Annotated in this window: 16 protein-coding genes, 1 tRNA gene and 1 pseudogene; 10 read left to right on the top strand and 8 right to left on the bottom strand. The window is 71.1% G+C overall.

Annotation, left to right across the window (positions count from 1 at the left end):
* Position 1 precedes the first annotated feature (1 nt).
* The 7 genes from MTBUT4_RS00580 to MTBUT4_RS00550 all read left to right on the top strand — a co-directional run bounded on the left by MTBUT4_RS00580 (position 2) and on the right by MTBUT4_RS00550 (position 5,649).
* Complete coding sequence (locus MTBUT4_RS00580; RefSeq protein ID WP_173977712.1) at positions 2-490, top strand: FixH family protein; 489 nt, start codon at positions 2-4, stop codon at positions 488-490.
* On the top strand, positions 487-2,829 hold the full coding sequence (locus MTBUT4_RS00575) for a heavy metal translocating P-type ATPase metal-binding domain-containing protein (protein ID WP_173977711.1): 2,343 nt from the start codon (positions 487-489) through the stop codon (positions 2,827-2,829). Before MTBUT4_RS00580 ends, MTBUT4_RS00575 begins: the two co-directional genes overlap by 4 nt.
* Complete coding sequence (gene ccoS, locus MTBUT4_RS00570; RefSeq protein WP_173977710.1) at positions 2,826-3,017, top strand: cbb3-type cytochrome oxidase assembly protein CcoS; 192 nt, start codon at positions 2,826-2,828, stop codon at positions 3,015-3,017. Before MTBUT4_RS00575 ends, ccoS begins: the two co-directional genes overlap by 4 nt.
* Before the next feature lie 22 nt (positions 3,018-3,039).
* Positions 3,040-3,792, top strand: coding sequence for a helix-turn-helix domain-containing protein (locus MTBUT4_RS00565; RefSeq protein WP_173977735.1), 753 nt, complete (start codon positions 3,040-3,042; stop codon positions 3,790-3,792).
* Between the two features lie 22 nt (positions 3,793-3,814).
* A complete protein-coding gene (gene panB / locus MTBUT4_RS00560) occupies positions 3,815-4,645 on the top strand; it encodes a 3-methyl-2-oxobutanoate hydroxymethyltransferase (protein ID WP_173977709.1) in 831 nt (276 codons plus the stop codon).
* 4 nt (positions 4,646-4,649) lie between these two features.
* Positions 4,650-5,507, top strand: a complete 858-nt coding sequence (gene panC / locus MTBUT4_RS00555) for a pantoate--beta-alanine ligase (protein ID WP_173977708.1) — start codon at positions 4,650-4,652, stop codon at positions 5,505-5,507.
* Positions 5,508-5,564: 57 nt separating this feature from the next.
* Positions 5,565-5,649 (top strand) — tRNA-Leu (locus tag MTBUT4_RS00550).
* Positions 5,650-5,764: 115 nt separating this feature from the next.
* Here MTBUT4_RS00550 and MTBUT4_RS19855 read toward each other — a convergent pair.
* A pseudogene (locus MTBUT4_RS19855) lies at positions 5,765-5,989 on the bottom strand (glycosyltransferase); the annotation flags it as partial.
* Between the two features lie 797 nt (positions 5,990-6,786).
* Positions 6,787-8,475, bottom strand: coding sequence for a SpoIIE family protein phosphatase (locus MTBUT4_RS00540; protein ID WP_254434679.1), 1,689 nt, complete (start codon positions 8,473-8,475; stop codon positions 6,787-6,789).
* A 129-nt stretch (positions 8,476-8,604) separates the two neighbouring features.
* On the opposite strand from MTBUT4_RS00540, the gene MTBUT4_RS00535 reads away from it, so the two are divergent.
* The 3 genes from MTBUT4_RS00535 (at position 8,605) to MTBUT4_RS00525 (ending at position 14,381) form a co-directional block, all read left to right on the top strand.
* Positions 8,605-10,002, top strand: a complete 1,398-nt coding sequence (locus tag MTBUT4_RS00535; RefSeq protein ID WP_173977707.1) for a diguanylate cyclase — start codon at positions 8,605-8,607, stop codon at positions 10,000-10,002.
* Between the two features lie 71 nt (positions 10,003-10,073).
* Complete coding sequence (locus MTBUT4_RS00530; RefSeq protein ID WP_173977706.1) at positions 10,074-11,846, top strand: diguanylate cyclase; 1,773 nt, start codon at positions 10,074-10,076, stop codon at positions 11,844-11,846.
* Between the two features lie 60 nt (positions 11,847-11,906).
* Complete coding sequence (locus MTBUT4_RS00525) at positions 11,907-14,381, top strand: DUF748 domain-containing protein (protein WP_173977705.1); 2,475 nt, start codon at positions 11,907-11,909, stop codon at positions 14,379-14,381.
* 459 nt (positions 14,382-14,840) lie between these two features.
* Here the strand turns inward: MTBUT4_RS00525 and MTBUT4_RS00520 are convergent, their stop codons facing one another.
* The 6 genes from MTBUT4_RS00520 to cmk all read right to left on the bottom strand — a co-directional run bounded on the left by MTBUT4_RS00520 (position 14,841) and on the right by cmk (position 19,457).
* Positions 14,841-15,479, bottom strand: a complete 639-nt coding sequence (locus MTBUT4_RS00520) for a phosphoribosylanthranilate isomerase (protein WP_173977704.1) — start codon at positions 15,477-15,479, stop codon at positions 14,841-14,843.
* A complete protein-coding gene (gene pyrF / locus MTBUT4_RS00515; protein WP_173977703.1) occupies positions 15,476-16,180 on the bottom strand; it encodes an orotidine-5'-phosphate decarboxylase in 705 nt (234 codons plus the stop codon). The genes MTBUT4_RS00520 and pyrF overlap by 4 nt, the downstream gene beginning before the upstream one ends.
* 37 nt (positions 16,181-16,217) lie before the next feature.
* The gene (locus tag MTBUT4_RS00510) at positions 16,218-16,541 is read right to left on the bottom strand and encodes a LapA family protein (RefSeq protein ID WP_173977702.1); all 324 of its coding nucleotides are present in this window, start codon (positions 16,539-16,541) and stop codon (positions 16,218-16,220) included.
* 7 nt (positions 16,542-16,548) lie between these two features.
* Positions 16,549-16,839 (bottom strand): integration host factor subunit beta, encoded by a 291-nt coding sequence (gene ihfB, locus MTBUT4_RS00505; protein ID WP_173977701.1) that lies wholly within the window; start codon positions 16,837-16,839, stop codon positions 16,549-16,551.
* 154 nt (positions 16,840-16,993) lie between these two features.
* Positions 16,994-18,688: a 30S ribosomal protein S1 gene (gene rpsA, locus MTBUT4_RS00500; protein WP_173977700.1), complete on the bottom strand. Its 1,695-nt coding sequence runs from the start codon at positions 18,686-18,688 to the stop codon at positions 16,994-16,996.
* A 133-nt stretch (positions 18,689-18,821) separates the two neighbouring features.
* Positions 18,822-19,457 carry a (d)CMP kinase gene (gene cmk / locus MTBUT4_RS00495; protein ID WP_173977699.1) on the bottom strand — a complete coding sequence of 212 codons (636 nt, stop codon included), beginning with the start codon at positions 19,455-19,457 and terminating at the stop codon, positions 18,822-18,824.
* Positions 19,458-19,516: the final 59 nt, after the last annotated feature.

Raw genomic sequence — 19,516 nt, 5'->3', positions numbered from 1 at the left:
CATGGGCAAGCAGCGTCAGCCGGGCTGGTGGTATCCGTACATCTTCGTCGGTGCCTTCATGGTGGTGATCGGCGTCAACGCCACCCTGGCCTATTTCGCCACCTCGACCTTCACCGGCCTGGCGGTCACCGATGCCTACGAGAAGGGCCGGCTGTACAACCGCAATCTGGCCCTGGCCAAGGCGCAGGCCGAACTGGGCTGGACGGTCGAGACCGAGGCCAAGCCGGTGGCCGGCGGCCACGCCCGGGTCGAGGTCGCCGTCAGCTACCGTGATCGCGACGGCCGGCCGGTGGAGGGCCTGGAGGTCCAGGCCGCCATGATCCGCCCGACGGTGAAGGGTTACGACCACGAGATCGCCTTCACCACCCTCGCCCCCGGCGTTTACGGCGGGACCTTCGATCTGCCGCTCAACGGCGTCTGGGACATGGACGTCATCGCGCTGGGTCCCGGCGTCGCCTACGAGCACGAAAAGCGCTTCGTGGTGCCGTGACGGCAGCCCGCACCTGCCGCCACTGCGATTCGCCCATTCCGGCGGGCACGGCGGGCGAGTTTTGCTGCGCGGGCTGCGAGGGCGCCTTCCATCTGGTTGAGGGCCTGGGCCTCGAGGCCTATTACCGCCGCCGCTGCGTCGACCCGGCGGTGCGTCCGCTCAAGCCCGAGGAGGAGTCGGGCTCGGTCCACGACTTTTCGGCCCACCTGTCGGTGGATGCCGAGGGCATCGCCACCCTCCATTTGATGGTCGAGGGCATCCACTGCGCCGCCTGCGTCTGGCTGATCGAGGCCTTGCTGTCGCGCCATCCGGCGGTGACCTGGGCGCGGGTCAACATGACCACCAGGCGCCTGACCCTGCGCTGGAGGGCGGCCGAGGCCGAGGCCCAGGAGGTGCTGGGCCCGGTCTTCCTGATCGGCTACCGGCTGGTCCCCTATGACCCCGCCAAGCTGGGCCGCGACACCGAACGGCACGAGAAGGACCTGCTGAAGGCCATGGCGGTGGCCGGCTTCGCCGCCGGCAACGTGATGCTGCTGTCGGTGTCGGTGTGGGCCGGCCATTTCACCCACATGGGTCCGGCCACCCGCGATCTGATGCACTGGATCAGCGCGCTGATCGTGCTGCCGGCGGTGCTCTACTGCATCCGGCCCTTCGCCCGCTCGGCCTGGGCCGCGCTGCGGAACGGCCGCACCAACATGGATGTGCCGATCACCCTGGGGGTGGTCCTGGCCTCGGCCATGAGCCTGGCCGAAACCATCCGCGGCGGCGAATGGGCCTATTTCGACTCCGCCATCACGCTGCTGTTCTTCCTGCTGATCGGCCGCTACCTGGACAGCCGGGCGCGCGGCCGCGCCCGTTCGGCGGCCGAGCACCTGGTGGCGCTCGACGCGGTGGCGGTGACGGTGGTCGAGGCCGACGGAACCCAGCGCCTGCTGCCGCCCAATCGGGTCGCCGCCGGGCAGACGGTGCTGGTGGCGGCCGGCGAGCGCATCGGCGTCGATGGCGCGGTCGCCGAGGGACGCTCGGACGTCGATACCCAGCTCATCACCGGCGAGAGCGTGCCGGCGGCGGTGGCCCCCGGCGCCCTGGTCTTCGCCGGCACCGTCAACCTGTCGGCGCCGCTGCGCCTGACCGTCACCGCGGTGGGCGAACGCACCCTGCTGGCCGACATCGTGCGCATGATGGAGGTGGCCGAGCAGGGCCGCGCCCGCTACGTCGCCCTGGCCGACCGGGTGGCGCGCTGGTATGCGCCGGTGGTCCACACCGCCGCGCTGGCCACCTTCCTCGGCTGGGTCTTCCTGGGCACCATCGGCTGGCAGCCGGCGCTGCTCAACGCGGTGGCGGTGCTGATCATCACCTGTCCCTGCGCCCTGGCGCTGGCGGTTCCGGTGGTCCAGGTGATCGCCTCGGGTCGCCTGCTGCGCCTGGGGATCCTGCTGAAATCGGCGACCGCGCTGGAACGCTTCGCCGAGGTCGACACGGTGGTGTTCGACAAGACCGGCACCCTGACCCTGGGCCGGCCCGAGCTGATCCGCGACGGCGGCTGGAGCGACGACGATCTCGTCGCCGCCGCCGCCCTGGCCGCCGCCTCGCGCCATCCGCTGGCCCGCGCCCTGGTCGCCGCCGCGCCCGCGGCCGCCATCGCCGCCGATGTGCGCGAGGAGCCGGGCCGCGGCATGGCCGCCGGCGCGGTCCGCCTGGGCAGCCGGGCCTGGATCGGCGTCGCCGACGAGGCCGCCTCGGCGGGGCCAGAGCTGTGGCTGGGCCGCCCCGGCCGCGCGCCGGTGCGCTTCGCGTTCGCAGACGAGCTGCGCCCCGACGCCGCCAAGGTGGTGGCGAATCTTCGCCACCGCGGCCTCCAGATCGAGCTGCTGTCGGGCGACCGCGAGCCGACCGTGCGGATGGTCGCCGACCGCCTGGGCATCGCCGCCTGGCGGGCCGGCTGCTCCCCCGCCGACAAGGTGGCGCGCCTGGAGGAACTGAAGGCCGGGGGACGGCGGGTGCTGATGGTCGGCGACGGCCTCAACGACGCCCCCGCCTTGGCCGCCGCCGAGGTCTCCATGTCGCCCTCCTCGGCGGTGGACGTCAGCCGGACCGCCGCCGACGTGGTGTTCCAGGGCGGCCGGCTCGAGCCGGTGGCCGAGACCCTGCGGGTCGCCGTGGTGTCGCGCCGGCTGGTGCGCCAGAACTTCGCCCTGGCGCTGGGCTACAACCTGTTCACGGTGCCGCTGGCGGTGGCGGGCCTGGTCACCCCCCTCATCGCCGCGATTGCCATGTCGACCTCGTCGCTGGTAGTAATTGCCAATGCCCTGCGCCTGTCGGGCGGGAGGAACGGTTGACCAATCTGCTGATGCTGATACCGGTTGCGCTGGTCCTGGGCCTGATCGGGCTGGCCGCCTTCCTGTGGGCGCTGAAGTCGGGACAGTTCGAGGATCTGGACGGTGCCGCCCATCGCATCCTGTTCGAGGACGACGACCCGCCGCCCCCATCCCCCTCCAACACCCCCGCCCCCAAGGGACAGGGATGAAGGAGGCCATGGTGTGAACCTGATGCCGCCGCTGGACTTCGAGGCCCCCAAGGCCGACCGCGACATCGACCCCGCCGCCCCGCCCTGCCGCAATTGCGACGTGGTGCGCGAGATCGCCTTCTGCGCCGACCTGTCGGCCGACGAGATCAAGCGGCTGGCCTCGGTCCGCTGCCACGCCCAGTTGCCGGCCCATTTCACCATCTTCCGCGAGGGCGACCGCGCCGAGCACGTCTACTCGGTGTCCCACGGCGCGGTGAAGCTCTACAAGCTGCTGTCCGACGGACGCCGCCAGATCATCGGCTTCCTGTTCTCGGGCGACATGTTCGGCCTCGCCCTCGACGACGGCTACGCCTATACCGCCGAGACCCTGGTGGCCACCCAGCTGTGCCGCTTCACCCACCGCAAGCTGGACGCCATGCAGGGCCAGATGCCCAGGCTCGAGCGGCGCATGTTCACCATGACCGTCAAGGACCTGATGTCGGCGCAGGAGCAGATGCTGCTGCTGGGGCGCAAGACCGCGCGCGAGAAGGTCGCCACCTTCCTGCTCAAGCTGTCGCGCCGCGCCCAGGTCCAGGGCCTGCCGGCCAGCCCGGTGGCGCTGCCCATGAGCCGCGCCGACATCGCCGACTATCTCGGCCTCACCATCGAGACCGTCAGCCGCACCTTCACCCAGCTGAAGAAGGACGGCATCATCGGCCTGCCCGCCTCGGGCCACGTCGTCCTGACCGACGAGGCCGGCCTGAAGGAGCTGGCCGAGGGCGCCTCGGCGGCCTGATCCTGCATCCGGGAGAGCAGCCTTGAGCACCGAAATCCGCGCCCGGCGCATCACCACCCGCGACGTCCGCGCCCGCAAGGGCGGCGAGCCGCTGGTGGTGCTGACCGCCTATACCGCCCCCATCGCCCGCCTGCTCGATCCCCATGTGGACATCCTGCTGGTGGGCGATTCCCTGGGCATGGTGCTGTACGGCATGGACACCACCCTGGGCGTCAGCCTGGACATGATGATCAACCACGGCAGGGCGGTGATGCGGGGATCGTCGCGGGCCTGCGTGGTGATCGACATGCCCTTCGCCAGCTACCAGGAAAGCCGCGAGCAGGCCTTCCGCAACGCCGCCCGGGTGCTGGCCGAGACCGGCTGCGGCGCGGTCAAGCTGGAGGGCGGGCGCGAGATGGAGGACACCATCCGCTTCCTGGCCGAACGCGGCGTGCCGGTGATGGCCCATGTCGGCCTGAAGCCGCAATCGGTGCACACGGCGGGCGGCTTCCGCGCCCATGGCCGGGCCGAGGACGAGGCCGCCGCCATCCGCGCCGACGCCCGCGCGGTGACCGAGGCGGGAGCGTTCTGCGTGGTGGTCGAAGGCACCGTCGAGCCGGTGGCCCGGGCGCTGAGCGAGGAGATCGCCATTCCCACCATCGGCATCGGCGCCTCGCCCGCCTGCGACGGCCAGGTGCTGGTGACCGAGGACATCCTCGGCCTGTTCGCCGATTTCACGCCGAAATTCGTCAAGCGCTACGCCGAGCTGGGGCCGATCATCGACAAGGCCGCCGCCGACTATGCCGCCGAGGTCAAGTCCCGCGCCTTCCCGGCGCCGGCCCATTGCTTCGGCGTGCCCAAACCGAAGGACTGACACCATGGCCGAAGACCTCGACATCGTCCGCACCGTCGCCGAGCTGCGCCAGCGGGTGAAATACTGGCGCGACCAGGGCCTGAGCGTCGCCTTCGTCCCCACCATGGGGGCGCTGCACGAGGGCCATCTGACGCTGGTCCGGGTCGGCCTGGAGCTGGCCGACCGGGTGGTCGCCTCGGTGTTCGTCAATCCCACCCAATTCGGGGCCAACGAGGACCTGTCCAAGTATCCCCGGCAGGAGGCCAAGGATGCCGAGCTGCTGGCCGGCGCCGGCTGCGCCCTGATGTTCGCGCCGGGCGTCGAGGAAATGTACCCCGCCGGCTTCGCCACCACCGTCACCGTCGCCGGGGTGTCCGAGGGGCTGTGCGGCACCGTGCGTCCCGGCCATTTCGCCGGCGTCGCCACGGTGGTGACCAAGCTGCTGCTGCAATGCCTGCCCGACATCGCCCTGTTCGGCGAGAAGGACTGGCAGCAGCTGGCGGTGATCCGCCGCCTCGCCTGCGACCTCGACATTCCCGCCCGGATCGTCGGCGTGCCGACGGTGCGCGAGCCCGACGGCGTCGCCATGTCGTCGCGCAACGCCTATCTCTCGCCCGAGGACCGGGCCCGGGCGCCCGCCCTCTACGCCGCCCTGCAGGCGGTGGCGGCGGGGCTGAGGGAGGGGAGGGGCGCCGCCGAACTGTGCCACCGCGCCAGCGCCGACCTGCTGGCCGCCGGCTTCCACGCGGTGGATTACGTCGAGGTGCGCGACGCCGCCACCCTGGCCCCGGTGGAGCACCTGGCCGCCCCCGCCCGCATCCTGGCGGCCGCCCGCCTGGGCGGCGCCCGGCTGATCGACAATATCGGGGTGGAGAAGGGTTAACTTCCCCTTTGACCGCGGCGGGGCCTCGGCTACACTCCCGCTTCCGATCCCCCCGGTGCCCCAGTGGCGGAATTGGTAGACGCAGTCGACTCAAAATCGACCGCCGCAAGGCTTGCTGGTTCGAGTCCGGCCTGGGGCACCACTCTCCCTTCCGGTCGCCACGCGAAGGCCGACGGATCGGCCCGTTCCTCCATCACCTCCAGCATGTAGCGGGCGACCCGGGTCGCTCCGAACATGGCGTGGTAGGCCAGCCAGCCCCGGTGGGCCATTCGCATCCGTGCGGGATCGTCGCCGGCGAAGCGCTGGATCTTGGCCGCCAGCTCGTCCTCGGTGGAATAGAAGGCGAGTTCGTCCTCGCCGAACAGGTCGCCATACCCGGTGGCCCGGTCGATGAACACCAGGAGACCGTTGCCGGCAAGGTGGGCGAAGCGGTCCGAGGAATACAGCGGCACGTCGTTGCGGCGGCTGATGTTGAGCCCCATCTTGGCGGAGACCATCGCCGCGTCGAAATCCGCGCCTTCCACATGCGGCCCCTCGATACCCGGCAGCAGGAAGCTGACGCCGGCCAGCCGGGTGCGCAGCCGCCCGGCGATGGCTGCGGCGGTGCTGTCGATGCCGCAATGGTTCCGGCCGATGGCGGCGGATCCGACGGCATAGAACACGTCATAGGGGCGGTCGCGCGCTTCGAAGCCGCGCCCCCGTTCGATGCTTGGATCGACGGGATTGGGCAGGAACGCGACCCGCCGCCCGGCGAGGCTGGAAAGCATGGGGCCGGCGGTGGACACGAAGGTCCAATCGACGTCCCCGAGTTTGGCCCGGATCCTGGTCAGGTTCTCGACGTCGAACAGCGGATCGACGTTCCACTGGGCCAGGCGAACGCCCGGAACCAGTTGGCGGATCTGGCCCAGGGTCTCGGCCGCGATGGTGTCGGCATGCCCGAACAGGACGATATCGGGCCGAAAGGCGGCGGCCACGTCGAGCAGGGCGCGGTTCGCCCCCCGGGTTCCGACCTTGCGCGACCGGAAGGGCGTCGCCGCGCGGGCGGCGTCGCGGTCGCTGAAGGCCAGGACATGATGCCCCGCCCGGATCAGCCCGTTGGTGAGCTTGAACTGAACCCCGGCGAACCCGGCGCCCTTGGTGCGATGGGCGAAATTGGCGACATGAAGGATTCTGAATGCCAACGGGGGCCTCGGCGATTCGATGCCGGTGCACCATAGAGAGCCGCCGCAGGCCGCGCAATCCAATGGGGCGGCCCGACCGATTCGGCATATCCCTGTTGTCAGGTCCCCAGCGGCCGGAAGGCGACGAAGGTGAGGTCGTCGCGGCGGGGCTCGGCGCCGCGCCACTCGGCCAGGTGGGCCATCAGCTCCTCCATCTGCGCCTCCAGCGGCTTCTCGGCCAGGCCGGCCAGCGCCGTCTGCAGCCGCCTGCGGCCGAACAGACGCCGCCCGGGGCCGCCGATCTGGTCGGTCAGGCCATCGGTATAGAGGTAGAAGGTGGTGCCCGGCTGTGCCGCCAGCACGTGCGCTTCGAAGCGGTGGTCGGCGCGGCTGTCGGGGTAGCCCAGGCTCATGCGGTCGCCGCGGACCAGGCGGAAGCCGGCCGGATCGTGCACCAGCAGGGGCAGGTTGGCGCCGGCATAGGTCACCGTGCCGGCGGCGCGGTCGACCACGCAGATGGCGGCATCGAGGCCGTCGTTGGACAGCGCGCCGTCGCGGTCCTGGCGCAGCGACGCCTTCACCAGGCGGTTCAACTGCATCAGCATTTCGGCCGGGTCGTCGTGGCCGTGATGGTGCAGGATGCGGCTGAAGCTGGCCGCCACCACCGCCGTCATGAAGGCGCCGGGCACGCCGTGGCCGGTGCAGTCCATCACCGCGATCACCGCCTTGTCGCCGAACGCGCCGATCCAGTAGTAGTCGCCGCCGACGATGTCGAGCGGCTGCCAGCCCACCGCGAATTCGTCCACCACCCCGGCCAGGCTGCCGCTGTCGGGCAGCAGAGCGGTCTGGATGCGGGCGGCGTAGCGGATGCCGTCGCCGACATAGCGGTTGGCCTTCTCGAGTTCGGCGTTGGCCAGGTTGAGCTGGGCCAGGGCACGCTCCACCCCCTCCTTCTCTTGGGCCAGCTCGGCGGTGCGCTCGGCCACCCGCAATTCCAGGTCGCGGGCCAGCGCCGCCAGCTCGGCCTCGGCCTTGTCGCGGCCGTCCAGGCCCAGCTGGGATTCCGCCAGCATGGCGTTGATGGTGGCGGCCAGCAGGCCCAGCTCGTCGCCGGCATGGTTGCGCGGCACCTGGATCGGGGTGGCTCCCGGCCGGGCCGGGTCGATGCGGCCGATGGCGGCGGTCAGGCGCAGCAGCGGCTTGGTGATCAGCACGTAGAACACCGCCACCACCAGCACGCACAGCAGCACCGCGCGGGCGACGCCGGCCGCCACCGTCGCGGTCACCCGCGCCAGCCAGCGGTTGAGCAGCGAGCCGGGGTCCAGCTCGACGGAGAGCTGGCCGACCTGCGAGCTGGCGCCATCGGGGCCGCGCGTCTCCAGCGGCTGGGAATAGCGGGCGATGTCGCCGAACAGCTGCCGGGCCACCGCCGGGAAGGGCGTCGCTGCCGCCGGCCGCCACGCCTGGCCCAGCACGTTGCCGTAATTGTCGATCAGGCTGGCGGCGGCGACCGAGGGGTCGCGGGCCAGGCCCTGCGCCACCTCGCCGGCCAGTTCCGACGACAGCTGATAGGCGGCCTCCACCGCCAGGCCGCGCACCAGCGCCATGTGGGCGGTGGTGTTCTCGCGCACCTGGGCATGCATGGCGCGATAATCGGCCATCAGCTCGTAGGCGCTGGTCGCCAGGCCCACCACGAGTGCGATGAGCAGGGTGGCGAAGGCCTGCTTGAAGGATAGCCCGTCCAGCACCCGGACCTGCTGGCGGCCGGTCGGGCGGATGGGGGCGGCGGGGGGCCTGGACTGGTGCACGGTCGATGTCCGTCGATCTGTCCCTGGTGCTGTAATACGCCATTTTTGGCACCTGCGAAATACTCGCCGATGGTCGCGGCCCGGCGCAGCCGCTAAACTGGGCGGGAAACGACAACGGGGAGGCACGGCATGGCGGCCGCCGAACGGACGGAGACCGGCAAGCGCCGCCTGGCGCTGCGCGCGGCCAGGCCGGGGGCGCCCCGCGCCCTGCCGCCATGGCCGGTGCTGGTGGTCGACGACGATCCCCAGGTCCACGACATGACCCGGGTGCTGCTGCGCGACATGAGCTTCGAGGGTCGCGGCTTCGAGCCGGTGGACGCCCATTCGGCCGAGGAGGCCCGGGCCATCCTGGCGGTGCGCGACGACATCCCGGTGATGCTGCTCGACGTGGTGATGGAAAGCGACGACGCCGGTCTGCAGCTGGTCCGCCATATCCGCCGCGACCGCGGCGACGCCCGCCTGCGCATCATCCTGAGGACCGGCCAGCCCGGCCAGGCGCCCGAGCGCGAGGTGATGCTGGACTACGACATCAACGATTACCGCGCCAAGACCGAGTTGACGGCGCAGCGGCTGTTCACCGCCATCGTCGGGGCGATCCGCTCGTGGCGCCACATCGACACCATCGAGCGCCTCAATGCCGGGCTGGAGGAACGGGTGGCCGAGCGCACCCGCGACCTCGAGGAGGCCCGCGCCTTCGCCGCCGGCCTGCTCGACATCCTGCCCAACCCGGTGTGGTACCGCGACCGCCAGGGCCTGCTCCGGCTGTGCAACCAGGCCTTCCGCGACTTCTTCCGCCTCGGCCGCGACACCCCCGCCGAGGCCGCGGCGGCGCCGCTTCCCGAGGGCGGCGAGCGGGCGCTGCTGGCCGGCGAGACCCGGCGGGTGGAATTCGAGGCCGAGATCGCCGACGGCACCGGCCAGCGCCGCGCCGCCATGGTCGCCAAGGCGGCGCTGCGATCGGCCGACGGCCCGGCGCTGGGGGTGGTGGGGGTGCTGACCGACATCACCGAGCGCAAGGCGCTGGAGGACGAGCTGCGCCGGCTGGCCACCACCGATCCGCTGACCGGCGCCGCCAACCGGCGCCGCTTCATGGACGTCGCCAACCGTGAATGCGAGCGGGCGGAGCGCTACCGCACGCCGTTGTCGCTGGCCATGCTCGACATCGACCATTTCAAGCGCGTCAACGACACCTGGGGCCACGGGATCGGCGACGAGGTGCTGCGCGCCGTGGTGCGGGCGGTGGCCGGCGGCCTGCGCGAGATCGACCTGATCGGCCGCCTGGGCGGCGAGGAATTCGCCGTGCTGCTGCCCGAAACCGAGCTCGACGGCGCTATGGCGGTGGCCGAGCGCCTGCGCCGGGCGGTGGCCGAGACCGACGTGCCGGTGCCGGGCGGCGCGTACCGGGTCACCGTCAGCCTGGGTGTCGCCGATTGGAGCGGCGGCGGCCTCGACGCGCTGCTGGGGCGCGCCGACCGCGCGCTCTACCGCGCCAAGGACGCCGGGCGCGATCGCGTCGAGGCGGGGTGATGCCTCATGAGGGTTGATGTACCGCCCGGAAAGGTTTACCGGTTGCAGACGGGCAGGATCAGGGGCAGGTGATGGCAGGGGCGGACGACAACATCATCGATCTCGCGTCGGAACGGCGCCGTCGCGGCCCGCGCTTCAACGGCGGCCTGATGGACATCCTGGAGGTCAGCCGCGACCTGGTCTGCCTGTGCCGCGGCGGCGGCATCACCGCCATCAACGGCGCCGGCGTGCGCATGCTGGGCGGCCGCGTTTCCGAGGATTTGCTGGGCCGGCAGATGGCCGATTTCCTGATTCCCGAATACGGCCCGGTGATGGAGCTGTTCTTCGCCGGCATGTCCAGCGAGGACAAGCCGGTGCCGACCCGCATCGTCGCCATCGACGGCTCGCTGACCGACGTCGAGATGCAGGTGTTCCGCGCCCGCGAGATCGACAAGGACGCCACCGTGGTGATGTGCCGCGACATCTCGCACGAGGGCCGGCTGGCCAGCCATGCCCAGGAGCGCGACACCCGCTTCCACCTGCTGGTGGACAACGCCATGAACCTGGTCTGCCACACCTTCGGCGGCGTGGTGCGCTACATCAACCGGGCCGGCGTCGAGATGCTGGGGGCGCTGGAGCCGGAAGCGGTGATCGGCCGCCCCCTGGCCGAGCTGTTCCACGCCGATTATGCCGAGCTGTTCGCCGGCGGCATGCTGGAGAGCGTCGTCGCCGAGGGCGTGCCGGTGCCGCTCCGGCTGCGCCGCCTGGACGGCGAGGCGGTGGACGCGGTGGTCAAGATGGTGCAGCTGTCGAGCCGCGGCGGTGGCGAGCTGATGGTCGAGGCCCGCGACATCACCGCCCACAACCGCGCCGTCAACGCGCTGCGCCGCGCCAACGAGACGCTGGAGATCCGGGTCATCGCCCGTACCCGCGAACTGGCCGCCCAGCGGGCGCGGGCCGAGGAGCACCGCCAGGCCGCCGAACATGCCCGCCGCTTCACCGAGAACCTGATCGACACCATTCCCAGCCCGGTCTGGTTCAAGGACGCCCGTGGCAAGGTGCAGACCACCAACCGCGCCTTCCGCGACCTGTTCGGCTGCGAGACCGGGCGCCTGGCCCAGTGCGAGCAGGCGCTGGCCGCGGCCATGCCCGAGGAGGATGCGGTCAGCGACCTCGAACTGCTGTCGGGCAGCCGCACCCATGCCGAGTTCGAGGCCTCGATTCAGGTTCCGGGCCAGGGTTCAGGCTGCCGCCGGCTGGACGGGCTGTTCCTCAAGACCGCCTTCCTCGACGATGACGGGCGCGTGGTGGGGGTGATCGGCATCATGACCGACATCACCGAGCGCAAGGGCATGGAGCGCGAGTTGCGCCGCCTCGCCACCACCGATCCGCTGACCGGCGCCTTCAACCGCCGCCACTTCATGGCCGCGGCCAATGCCGAACTGGAACGCGCCGGCCGCTACGGCGGCGAGGTGTCGATCCTCATGCTCGACATCGACCACTTCAAGGCCATCAACGACCGCTTCGGCCACGCCGCCGGCGATGCGGCGCTGAAGGCGTTGGTGGCCGGCTGCCGCGACTGGCTGCGCGACGTCGATGTGCTGGGCCGCATGGGCGGCGAGGAATTCGCCATCCTGCTGCCCGAGACCGCCATGGAGGCCGCCCGCGAGGTGGCCGAACGGCTGCGCCAGCGCATCGCCGAGCTGCGCGTGGCCAGCGGCGCCGACACCGTCGCCTTCACCAGCAGCCTTGGCGTCGCCGGCGCCCGGCTTGGCGAAACCGGCGTCGAGGCGGTGCTGGCGCGGGCCGACGAGGCGCTCTACCGCGCCAAGAGCGGCGGCCGCAATCGCGTCGAGATTGGCTGAACGCCTTGCCTTTGCCATTATTCCGCCTTCCAATGGATATGGGGCGGAGGAGGTAAGGACGTGGGCAGGTTGACGTCAGCGTGGCGCTCGGTGCCGCTGCGGCGGCGCTTTCTGGTGCTGGGCGGCATGGTGGCCGGGCTGGCCCTGGCCGCCGCCGGCGGCCACTTCCTGCCCGATGCCGGACTGCGCTGGGGCGTCGAGAAGGGCCTGCGGGCCCTGGGCTGGGACCGGGTCAGCCTGGCCCGCGCCGATTTCTCGCTGTTCAACGGCGCCGTGGTGATCCGCGAGGTGGAAGCCAATGTCGGGGCCGAAACCGGCAGCGGCCTGGGCAAGGCGCTGGGCGTCGGCGGCCTCGATCTGACCTTCCGCTGGAAGCCGCTGTTCTCCCGCCGGGTATCGGTGGAGCGCCTGGACCTGTCCGGCGTCACCATCGACATCCGCCGCCGGCCGGACGGCACCCTGGAGGTCAACGGCCTGCCGCTGGCGGTGGCGCCGAGCGGCGGCGGCGGCCCCGGCTGGGGCTTCGACGTCACCGCCCTGTCGCTGTCGGACAGCCGCATCGCCATCGCCGGCGCGGCCTTTGCCGCCACCGTCGAGGTCGAGCGGCTCGACATCCTGGAGGTCCGCGACGACGCCCCCGACCAGCCGGTGCGCTTTCACCTCGCCGGCCGGCTGAACGGCGGTCCGGTGCGCATCGACGGCACCGCCACCCCCTTCGCCGCGCGGCCCGCCGCCACCCTGACCATCACCGCCGAGGGCCTCGACCTCGCCGCCTTCGCCGGGCTGGCCCGGGCGGCGGGCGTGGCCGCTCTGGCCGGCCGCGCCGAGGGCAAGGTCACCCTGGCGGCGCGGCTGGACGGCGGCCGCTGGAAGCTGGACATGGACGGCGGCGTCGCGGTCACCGACCCCGCCTTCGAACTGGACGGCGCCAGGGTGGCCGCCGGGCGGCTGGACTGGCTGGGGCGCATCGAGCTTGCTCCCGGACCGGTCAAGGCCAAGGGCCGGGCCGAGGCGCAGCGGCTCAGGCTCGCTGTGGGCGACCTTGCCGTCGAGCTCGCCGGTGCGGCGGCCGAAGGCGATGTGGCGGCGGCCGACGGCCGCTTCCCGCTCGCCGCCAAGGCCACCCTGTCCGCCGATGGAGTGGCGGTGCGCCAGGCCGGCCGCGACTGGCTGGCGGCCGAGCACATCGAGGCCAGCGACGTCGCCGTCGCCGGCGATGCCACCGCGTCCCGCATCGCGGCGCGAGGGCTGAACCTGCTGCGGCAGCCGGGCGTCCAATCCTGGCGCGCCGAACTGGGCCGGGCGGTTCTCCATCGGGCGCGCTGGGGGGCGGAGAGCGAGATCTCCATGGCCGCGGCCAGCGCCGACGGCGCCGTGCTGCGGGTCACCCGCGACAAGGACGGCCTGGTCGGGTTGCCCGAGCCGGCGGCCGGCGGCGGTGGGGGCGCGAGCCGGCCGGGGCCGCGCATGGCCGTCGATCGCCTGCACCTCGGCCCCGATGCCCGGCTGGTGTTCGAGGACCGCAGCCTGGCCGAGCCGGTGCGGCTGCGCTCCAATGGCATCGACCTGGTGCTGTCCAACCTGGACAGCGGCCGCCCCGACCAGGAATCGCCCTTCACCCTGAAGGCCGGCGTGGCCACCGCGCGGCTGGAGAGCTCGGGCCGGGTGCGCCCCTTCGCCGATTCGCCCGGCTTCGACCTGGCGGCGACCATCCGCGCCCTCGACCTGCCGCCGCTGTCGCCCTATGCCGCCGAGGCGCTGGGGGTCCACCTCAGGACCGGTCAGCTGGATGCCGAGGTGGCCATGGCCTCCCGGCGCGGCAGGCTGGACGGCAAGCTCGACCTGACCCTGTCGCAGCTTTACGTGGCCCAGCCCGATCCCCAGTCCAAGCTGGCGCGTCAGGCCGACATGCCGGTCGAGACCGTGCTCGACCTGCTGCGCGACGGCGACGGGCGCATCAAGCTGGCGATCCCGGTGGCCGGCGATCTCGCCAATCCCGATTTCGACCTGTCCGACGCGGTCAACCAGGCCATCGGCGGGGCGCTGAAGACCACCGTCTTCACCACCCTGAAGGTGGCCTTCCCGGTGGCGGCGCTGATCGGGCTGGTCATCGACGAGGCGGAGAAGCCGCATCTGTCGCTGAAGCCGCTGGCCTTCCCGGCCGGCACCGCCCGCCTGGGCGAGCCCGAGCGCGCCCATCTCGACACCGTCGCCGACCTGCTGGGCCAGCGCCCCGGCCTCAAGCTCAACCTGTGCGGCATTGCCGCCCGCGACAGCGACGGACCGGCCCTGCTGGAGGCCCGGCGAGCCGAGGAGAGCGGCGTGCTGGCCCGCCTGCAGCGGCTGGTCGGAGCGCCGCCCGAGGGCGAGGCGGCGGCCCCCGACCACGACCGTCTGGTCCGCCTCGCCGATTCCCGGGCGCGGGCGGCCAAGACCTATCTGGTGGACCAGGCCGGCATCGAGCCGGGACGGCTGTTCACCTGCCGCTCCAAGGTCGAGGATTCGGCACCGCCACGGGTCGATCTGCTGCTGTAGCAGGGGATGAAAATAAACCGGTTTGGCGTCTTCCCACCCCGTGCCGCCGTCGCTTCAACTGGAGCCCACCTTGTGAGGCGAGCCCGGTGGCGGACAGCCCTGGGTCAAGCCCACGGCTGTCCGGTTTAAATTTCGGCTGGCAATTGCCCCCCTCGCCCGCTTGCGGGAGAGGGGGGCGAGCGCCAGCGAGCCGGGGTGAGGGCGGCGCGCGTCGGCGCGCCCAAGACCTGGAGAAACCAGCGCTTTCGCTGTCGCGAAGCGCACCTCGCGGCGCGCACCCTCTCCCTCCCGTCGCTGTCGCGACGGGCCCCTCCCTCTCCCGCAAGCGGGCGAGGGTAATCCTGTCTACTTCGGCCAGCGTCACCCTGGACGCAGCCGTCACCAAGGGCTCCAGAAGGCAATCCGAAATTTAAACCGGACAGCCCTGGGTCAAGCCCGGCCATGACAGAGAATGAATCCTCACCGCCCCTTGGCGGCGGTGATGAAGGCGCGGATCTTGTCCGGGTCCTTGATGCCGGGCGCGCTTTCGACGCCGGAGGAGACGTCCACCGCCCGGGCTCCGGTCTGCCGGATCGCCTCGGCGACGTTGCCGGCATCCAGGCCACCGGCCAGCATCCACGGCAGCGCGCAGGAAAACCCCTTGAGGATGGACCAGTCGAAGCGGACGGCGTTGCCGCCGGGCAGGTCCGATCCGGCCGGCGGGCGGGCGTCGAACAGCAGGCGGTCGGCCACCGGCAGGTAGGGATCGGCGGCGGCAAGGTCGCCGGCCCCCCCCAGCGGAATCACCTTCATCACCGGCAGCCCGTATTCCAGGCGCACCTGCTCGATGCGCTCGGGCGTCTCGGTGCCGTGGAACTGCAGCAAATCGAGGCGGACCTGCGACACCACCCGGTCCAGCAGGGCATCGTCGGCATCGACGAACAACCCGACCTTGACCGCGTCCTCGGCGATCTGCGCCAGTTCGCCCGCCCAGTCGGGCTCGACGTTGCGCGGGCTTTTGGAAAAGAACACCAGCCCGACATAATCGGCGCCGGCGTCCATGGCGGCTTCCATGCCGTCGGCCTCGGTCAGCCCGCAGATCTTCACCTCGACGGTCATGCCAGCTCCTCGGCGATGCGCCGGGCCGCCTCGGCCGGGTATTGCGCCCCGGTGATGGGGCGGCCGATGACCAGGATGTCGGCACCCCGCTCCAGCGCGTCCCGGGGCGTCATGATCCGCTTCTGGTCGCCGGCCTCGGCCCAGGCCGGGCGGATGCCGGGCACCACCAGGGTCATGTCGCTGCCGACCATGGTGCGCACCGTTTCCACCTCGTGCGGCGAGCAGACCAGGCCGTCGATGCCGGCGGCCTGGGCCAGCACCGCCAGCCGGCGCACCTGGTCGAGCACGCTGCCGCCGAAGCCGACCGCCTCCATGGCGGGCTGGTCGATGCTGGTGAGGATGGTCACCGCCAGCACCTTGGTCGGCGGCCGACCGGCGGCGGTCGCCTCGGCCCGCGCCGCATCCACCGCCGCCTTCATCATGGCGAAGCCGCCCGACGCGTGGATGGTGGTGTAGCGCGGCGCCAGCCGGGCCACCCCCTTCATCGCCCCGGCGACGGTGTTGGGGATGTCGTGCAGCTTGAGGTCGAGGAAGACCGGCAGGCCCAGCGCCGCCACCGCCTCGATGCCGGCGGGGCCGTTGGCGACGAAGAACTCCAGGCCCAGCTTGACCCCGCCCACCAGGCCGGACAGGCCGGCGGCGAGCTCGGCCGCCTGGGCGACGTCGGTGGTGTCGAGGGCGACGTAGACGGGATTGCTCATGACTGTCCCCGGGTTCGAGGCAAAGGCGGGAGGAAGGTCAGGCGGCGTGATGATCGGCCGGCGGCAGGATTGGCGGCGACGTCACGGGAGCCTGGGCGGCGGCCAGCTGGCGCTCCAGGCTTTCGGCGCGGCGCTTCTCGGTGCGGGCGCGGGCGCGGGCGCCATGGCCGCCGGCCCAGGCCAGCAGCACGCCGGCCGCCAGGCCGATGGCCAGGGCGCCCAGCACCGCCAGATAGACCGGCAGGTCGAGCACCCAGGGCAGCGGCCAGAAATCCAGACGCACGTCGTGGCGGTTGGCGACGGCGAAGGTCACCACCACCACGGCGACGGGCAGGGCGAGCAGACGCGCGACGACGCGCACCTCGGGCCTACTCGCCGTCGTCGGCGTTGAGCCGCTCGCGCAGCTGCTTGCCGGTCTTGAAGAAGGGGACCACCTTGCTTTGCACCGCCACCTGGGCGCCGGTGCGGGGATTGCGGCCCTGGCGGGCGTCGCGGCCCTTGACCGAAAAGGCGCCGAAACCGCGCAGTTCGACCCGGTCGCCACGGGCCAGCGCACCGGCGATCTCATCGAAAATGGTGGTGACGATGCGTTCCACGTCGCGCTGGTAGAGATGGGGGTTCTTCTCGGCCAGGCGGGCGATCAGCTCCGACTTGGTCATGTCCGGCTCGTCCTTGGTGAATTCGTGACCATCAAGCCTGCCCAAGCGTCGTCGCGGAGTCAAGGCAAGCCGTTGCGGTGAAATGATTTTTCACAAAAGAAAAGGCCCGCCCCCGGCGGGACGGGCCTTTCCGGTAACGACAGGCGGAGAAGGATTACTTCTCTTCCTGGGCCTTGCGCATGGCGGCACCCAGGATGTCGCCCAGGCTGGCGCCCGAGTCGGAGGAGCCGTATTCGGCCATGGCCTGCTTCTCCTCGTCGATCTCGCGGGCCTTGACCGACAGGGTGACCTTGCGGCTGCCCTTTTCGATCATGGTCACCTTGGCGTCGAGCTTCTCGCCGACGGCGAAGCGCTCCGGCCGCTGCTCCGAGCGGTCACGCGACAGCTCGGCCTTGCGGATGAAGCCGCTCATGCCCTCGACCTGGACCTCGAGACCGTTCTCGGTGACCTGGCTGACGGTGCAGGTGACGACGTCGCCCTTCTTCATGGAGGCGACGGCGTCCTGGAACGGATCCGAGGACAGCTGCTTGATGCCTAAGCTGATGCGCTCCTTGTCGACATCGACGTCGAGCACCTTGGCCTTGACCATGTCGCCCTTCTTGAACTCGCCGATGGCCTGCTCGCCCGACTTGTCCCAGGCCAGGTCCGACAGGTGGACCATGCCGTCGATGTCGCCCGGCAGGCCGATGAACAGGCCGAACTCGGTGATGTTCTTGACCTCGCCCTCGACCAGGGTGCCGGCGGGGAACTTCTCGACGAAGAACTCCCACGGGTTGGACAGGCACTGCTTGAGGCCCAGGGAGATGCGGCGCTTCTGCGGATCGACGTCCAGCACCATCACTTCGACTTCCTGCGAGGTCGAGACGATCTTGCCGGGGTGGACGTTCTTCTTGGTCCAGCTCATCTCGGAGACGTGGACCAGACCCTCGACACCCGGCTCCAGCTCGACGAAGGCGCCGTAATCGGTGATGTTGGTGACGCGACCGACGAACTTGGCCTGCACCGGGTACTTGGCTTCCACGCCCTCCCACGGATCGGCGTCGAGCTGCTTGATGCCGAGGCTGATGCGCTGGGTCTCGGGGTTGAAGCGGATGACCTGGACCTTGACGGTCTGGCCGATGTGCAGCGCCTCGGACGGGTGGTTGATGCGCTTCCAGGCGATGTCGGTGACGTGCAGCAGGCCATCGACGCCGCCCAGGTCAACGAACGCACCGTAATCGGTGATGTTCTTGACCACGCCTTCCAGCACCTGGCCTTCCTTCAGATTCTCGATCAGCTCGGAGCGCTGCTCGGCGCGGGTCTCTTCCAGCACGGCGCGGCGCGACACCACGATGTTGCCGCGCGAGCGGTCCATCTTGAGGATCTGGAACGGCTGCGGGGTGCCCAGCAGCGGGGTGATGTCGCGCACCGGGCGGATGTCCACCTGGGAGCCGGGCAGGAACGCCACGGCGCCGGAGAGATCGACGGTGAAGCCGCCCTTGACGCGGCCGAAGATGATGCCGTTGACGCGCTGGTTGGCTTCGAAGCTCTTCTCCAGCAGGGTCCACGCCTCTTCGCGCTTGGCCTTCTCGCGGGACAGCACGACCTCGCCGTTCTTGTCCTCGTAGCGCTCGACGAACACCTCGACGGCGTCGCCGGCCTTGATCTCGGGGGCGCGGCCGGCGGTGGCGAATTCCTTCAGGGGCACGCGGCCTTCCGACTTCAAGCCGACGTCGATGACGGCGAAGTCGTTCTCGACACGCACGATGATGCCCTTGATGACAGAGCCTTCGAACGAATTGCCGAGTCCGAGAGTCTCGTCCAGCAGGGCGGCGAAGTCCTCGGCCTGGGCCATGGCAGCGGTAGACATTAAGGGGGATTCCTTTCGTTACGTCTTTGTCTGGCCAACCGGTTGGTTCCGGCGGTCTTTAACCAATTCCGATAAAACGACAGACCGCCCCCACGCCGGTGCCGGCGGGGGCGGTCTTCGTCAGGCGACCTGTCTAAACCTTGGACCGGATAAAAGCAAGGGCCGCGGCGAAGGCCTGGTCGGCATCCATATCCGAGGTATCCAGGACGTGGGCGTCGGGCGCGGCGGCCAGGGGGGCGACCGCGCGCGCCGAATCGCGGGCGTCGCGTTCGGTCATGTCGGCCAGCACGGTGGCGAGATCGGTGGCCTGGCCGCGCCCCTGCAATTCCTTGAGGCGGCGCATGGCCCGGGTCTCGGGGCTGGCGGTGACGAACAGCTTCGCGGGCGCGTCGGGACACACCACGGTGCCGATGTCGCGGCCGTCCAGCACCGCGCCGGCGGCCCCCGGCGGGGTGGCGGCGAAGCCGCGCTGGAACGCCAGCAGGGCGGCCCGCACCGCCGCGATGGCGGCGACCTTGCTGGCCGCCTGGGCCGCCTGATCGCCGCGCAGGTCGGCGGCCTCCAAATCGGCCGGCTGCAGCGATTTCGCCACCGCCTCGGCCATCCCGGCATCGGCGGGATCGCCGCGCAGCCGCACCACCTTCATGCCCACCGCGCGGTAGATCAGGCCGGTGTCCAGGTAGTCATAGCCCAACTCGGCCGCGAGGCGCCGGGCCAGTGTGCCCTTGCCGGCGGCTGCGGGGCCGTCGATGGCGATGGTGATGGACATCTGCTTCGTTCCTAGCTGGGGAAGAACCACAGAGGCACAGAGACACAGAGAAATTTATT

Source organism: Magnetospirillum sp. UT-4 (genome assembly GCF_902729435.1).
Taxonomy (GTDB): domain Bacteria; phylum Pseudomonadota; class Alphaproteobacteria; order Rhodospirillales; family Magnetospirillaceae; genus Magnetospirillum.
Note: the sequence above shows the minus strand (reverse complement) of the source record. Positions and strands in the feature narration are given on the sequence as shown.

Bases quoted from the DNA above. Each gene is read 5' to 3' on its own strand.
- MTBUT4_RS00580 (WP_173977712.1), top strand. From the start codon at position 2: ATGGGCAAGCAGCGTCAGCCGGGCTGGTGGTATCCGTACATCTTCGTC.
- MTBUT4_RS00565 (WP_173977735.1), top strand. From the start codon at position 3,040: ATGCCGCCGCTGGACTTCGAGGCCCCCAAGGCCGACCGCGACATCGAC.
- panC (WP_173977708.1), top strand. From the start codon at position 4,650: ATGGCCGAAGACCTCGACATCGTCCGCACCGTCGCCGAGCTGCGCCAG.
- MTBUT4_RS00535 (WP_173977707.1), top strand. From the start codon at position 8,605: ATGGCGGCCGCCGAACGGACGGAGACCGGCAAGCGCCGCCTGGCGCTG.
- MTBUT4_RS00530 (WP_173977706.1), top strand. From the start codon at position 10,074: ATGGCAGGGGCGGACGACAACATCATCGATCTCGCGTCGGAACGGCGC.
- MTBUT4_RS00520 (WP_173977704.1), bottom strand. From the start codon at position 15,479: ATGACCGTCGAGGTGAAGATCTGCGGGCTGACCGAGGCCGACGGCATG.
- pyrF (WP_173977703.1), bottom strand. From the start codon at position 16,180: ATGAGCAATCCCGTCTACGTCGCCCTCGACACCACCGACGTCGCCCAG.
- ihfB (WP_173977701.1), bottom strand. From the start codon at position 16,839: ATGACCAAGTCGGAGCTGATCGCCCGCCTGGCCGAGAAGAACCCCCAT.
- rpsA (WP_173977700.1), bottom strand. From the start codon at position 18,688: ATGTCTACCGCTGCCATGGCCCAGGCCGAGGACTTCGCCGCCCTGCTG.
- cmk (WP_173977699.1), bottom strand. From the start codon at position 19,457: ATGTCCATCACCATCGCCATCGACGGCCCCGCAGCCGCCGGCAAGGGC.